Raw genomic sequence first — 3,324 nt, 5'->3', positions numbered from 1 at the left:
GTGCAGCAACCTCCGCCGTGACATTTCAATGCTCTGTTTTGATTTGCCATCACTGTACTCACCACTTTATTTGATTTACGTACAGCAAAATAAATATGAAAGTAGTACGAAAATCATAAACATGGCTTGAAAGAAATACAGGGTATATAAGGCTCAACTACTCAACACACAAAACCCATCATCCTTAGTTTTTCATAAAGGATGATGGGTTCATTTCATTATTTTTATTCCAACTAAAGAATTGTAGAAAAGGTTTCCTTTAACAGCTTGATTTCTTTGGCTGATGTGCAGCAACAGCCGCCGATCCATTTGCATCCTGACTCATGCCATTTCAATGCTTCGTTTGAGAACACTTCATCCACTGCATGACTGTGCGTCCATACTTTTGTGGTGGGATCGTAGATTGCTCCCGAGTTTGGATAAGCAACCAATGGCTTCGTCGCAATTTCCTTCAGATATTCCAAGGCAGGCAAGACTAAATCAGGCTGCACGCAATTGACGCCGTAGGCAATGATTTGCTCGGACGACTCTGCCAACAGTTGAAATACACGCAGATCGGTCCCATCACATAAATGATGGGCGTCGTTCAAGGTGACCGTCAGCCAGGCTGTCGCCTTCGGATGTTGGGCCAGCAATTCAATCAGAGCCTGGATTTCCGTTATATCCGGAATGGTTTCGATGGCCAGCAGATCAGCCCCTGCTTCCAGCAACAATTCTAGCCTTTCGCGGTGGAAATCAACCAATTCGGTTTGCGACAGACCGTAATTGCCTCGGTATTCAGAGCCGTCAGCTAAGAAAGCGCCGTACGGCCCGACGGAAGCCGCCACCCATTTTTCTTGCGTACCTTGGCTTTTCGATTGTGCTTGTTTCGCAAGTTGAACCGTTTTTTTGATCAAAGCACGGCTTTCTTCGGTTGTATGGCCTAATCGCTCAAACCCGGGTACCGTCGCTTGATAGCTCGCTGTGATGGCGATGTTTGCTCCTGCATCATAATAGTTCTGATGCACTTTTTCGATTTTATCCGGTTCATTCACCAATGCTTTTGCGGTCCATAACGCATCGTTCAAGTCCAAGCCTTGTTCCTCCAGACCCAAGGACATCGAACCATCGATAAGGATAACTTTTTGATTCTTTTGCCACTCTTTAAAATTCATCGGAAAGCTCACCTACTTCTTGATTTTCGATTGCTACGGAAGCCTTTTTGCTGAAGAATAATTGGTAATAAAAGAAGCACAAAATCGTGAATGGGATGCCGATGATCAAGGCAATCCGCTGGTTCGGATCAAAAGCGATGCCGATGATCGAAACGGAGCAAAGGATAATGACGAGCCACGGAACGATTGGATAGAATGGTGTTTGGTAATCCAGTTCATCCAATTTATGCCCCGATTTCAGATAGTGCTTGCGGAAATTCAGTTGTGCCCAAGCGATGCTCAACCAAACAGCCACGACCGCGAATGCAGAAATGGAAACCAAAGCCAGGTAAACGGTGTCCGCGGAATAGATGCTGGAAAACAGGGAGAGAAGCCCACCCAAAATGGTCAGCAACAACCCGTAGATCGGCAACCCGCGTTTGGATAATTTCGCGAAGCGTTTCGGCAAAGTTCCCGCATTGGCCAATGACCACAGCATTCTCGATGCTGCGTAGACTCCGGAGTTTGCGCCGGAAAGAACTACAGTTATCAGGACGAGATTCATGATGTCTGCGGCGTATGGGATACCCATCAAATTCAGGATGACGGTCACCGGACTTTCATCCAAATTAGCTGCAGAATCCGGAAGCAGCGCACCGATCACAACAATCGTCCCAATGAAAAGGACCACCAGAATGACGATTGTCTGCAAGATCGCTTTCGGGATATTTTTCTTAGGATTTGTCGTTTCTCCGGCGGCTACGCCGATCAATTCCGCACCTGAAAAGGCAAAGTTAGCCGACAGTATCGCCAAGAAAACGGAGCCTGCCCCTTTCGGGAACCAACCGTTTTCCGTCAAATGGCTGAAAAGTGGTGCTGATTCATTTCCCTGAATCGGTATAAATCCAAAAATGCCACCCAGACCCAGGATAAGGAAAATTGCCAGTGCGAGCACTTTGATCAATGACATCCAAAATTCGCTGACGGAAAACCAACGCACATCAATAATATTTGAAAGTAAAATAATGCCGATAAAAAAGATGCACCAAAGCCAAGTGGGAATGCCAGGAAACCAGCGTTGCGATAAAATCGCCAAAGTGATGAATTGTGAACCCAATGCCACTGTCCACGTTAACCAATAAAGCCACGCCACCACGAAACCTGCTCCGGGATGAATATATTTTGAAGCGTAGTTGTGGAACGAACTTGTGCTAGGCTCGTGGACCGACAATTCGCCCAAGCACATCATGACTAGCGTCACCAAAAACGCTCCGATCAGATACGCAATGATGGTTCCGATCGAACCTGTCGTTTGAATCAAATAACCCGAACTCAAAAAGATTCCGGTTCCTATAACTCCACCCAATGAAAGCATAACTAGATGCTTTGATGTCATTTCTCTTACAAATGATTGCTCCATATTTCCGCCTCCAAAAATGTTTTAAAAATATATAAAAAAAGCACTCCCCCTATTGAAAGGGCGAATGCTCGCGTTACCACCTTTGTTCATAATCAAAAAGATTATCTCAGCAAGGGACTGTCATCCCTTCACGCGCTATCGGGCGTACCCGTCACCTGCTAAGTTTCCCTCACATGTGATAACTCAAAGACCATTTTCGCTGATTCCGAAACATCTGCTTTCACCATTCGCAGACTCTCTGTGGTTTCTTTCCTAACTACTTATCTCATCAAAGTTTCATATATTTTTAATAAATATACAAGAATGATGGAGGGTTGTCAATTAATTTGTGAAATATTTTGTGCTTACTTTCATTCTTGTAAGTTTCGGTTGGAGTTGTGTGGCGACGGCGGGGAGACGCTGGACAGAGAACAGAGTCGTTTTTGACGCTCTCCTCCGTCCAAGCATTCTTTCACCGGAGGAGAGCTCCCCCGGTAACATTCGAAAAAAACTAAAAAGCAAGCCCGCTGCACCCCTTTCAGTTGGGCGCAGAAGGCTTGCTGTTACTGACTTTTATCACCAAGGTTGAATCGTCGGTCCGATAGTAAATTCGTTTACGTTCGTATCCTCCGGCTGATCGATTGCAAATGCGACCACATTGGCTACGCGATCCGGGCTGATGCCGTATTGTTTATAAATGATACCCATATCTTTGGCGATCTTATCGTCACTGATGGTTTCCAGCAATTCCGTGTTGATGGCGGCCGGATAGATTGTTGCCGTTCTGATGTT

Annotated in this window: 2 protein-coding genes, 1 pseudogene and 1 other annotated feature; all 3 genes and pseudogenes read right to left on the bottom strand. The window is 45.7% G+C overall.

Annotated elements, in window-relative coordinates; translation table 11 throughout:
- Positions 1-233: 233 nt before the first annotated feature.
- Positions 234-1,154 (bottom strand): homocysteine S-methyltransferase, encoded by a 921-nt coding sequence (mmuM, locus tag WBV27_RS01100; RefSeq protein WP_424198661.1) that lies wholly within the window; start codon positions 1,152-1,154, stop codon positions 234-236.
- Positions 1,144-2,553, bottom strand: coding sequence for an amino acid permease (locus tag WBV27_RS01095; RefSeq protein WP_424198659.1), 1,410 nt, complete (start codon positions 2,551-2,553; stop codon positions 1,144-1,146). The genes mmuM and WBV27_RS01095 overlap by 11 nt, the downstream gene beginning before the upstream one ends.
- A 53-nt stretch (positions 2,554-2,606) precedes the next feature.
- Positions 2,607-2,834 (bottom strand) — a binding site (T-box leader).
- 274 nt (positions 2,835-3,108) lie between these two features.
- Positions 3,109-3,324: pseudogene (locus tag WBV27_RS01090) on the bottom strand (oxidoreductase); the annotation flags it as partial.

This window comes from Trichococcus sp. (genome assembly GCF_049589555.1).
Taxonomy (GTDB): domain Bacteria; phylum Bacillota; class Bacilli; order Lactobacillales; family Aerococcaceae; genus Trichococcus.
The sequence above is the reverse complement of the archived record's forward strand: the minus strand, read 5'-3'. Positions and strand labels throughout refer to the sequence as shown.

What these genes read in the sequence shown, in the direction of transcription:
- WBV27_RS01095 (WP_424198659.1), bottom strand. Translation starts at nt 2,553, where the DNA reads ATGGAGCAATCATTTGTAAGAGAAATGACATCAAAGCATCTAGTTATG.
- mmuM (WP_424198661.1), bottom strand. Translation starts at nt 1,154, where the DNA reads ATGAATTTTAAAGAGTGGCAAAAGAATCAAAAAGTTATCCTTATCGAT.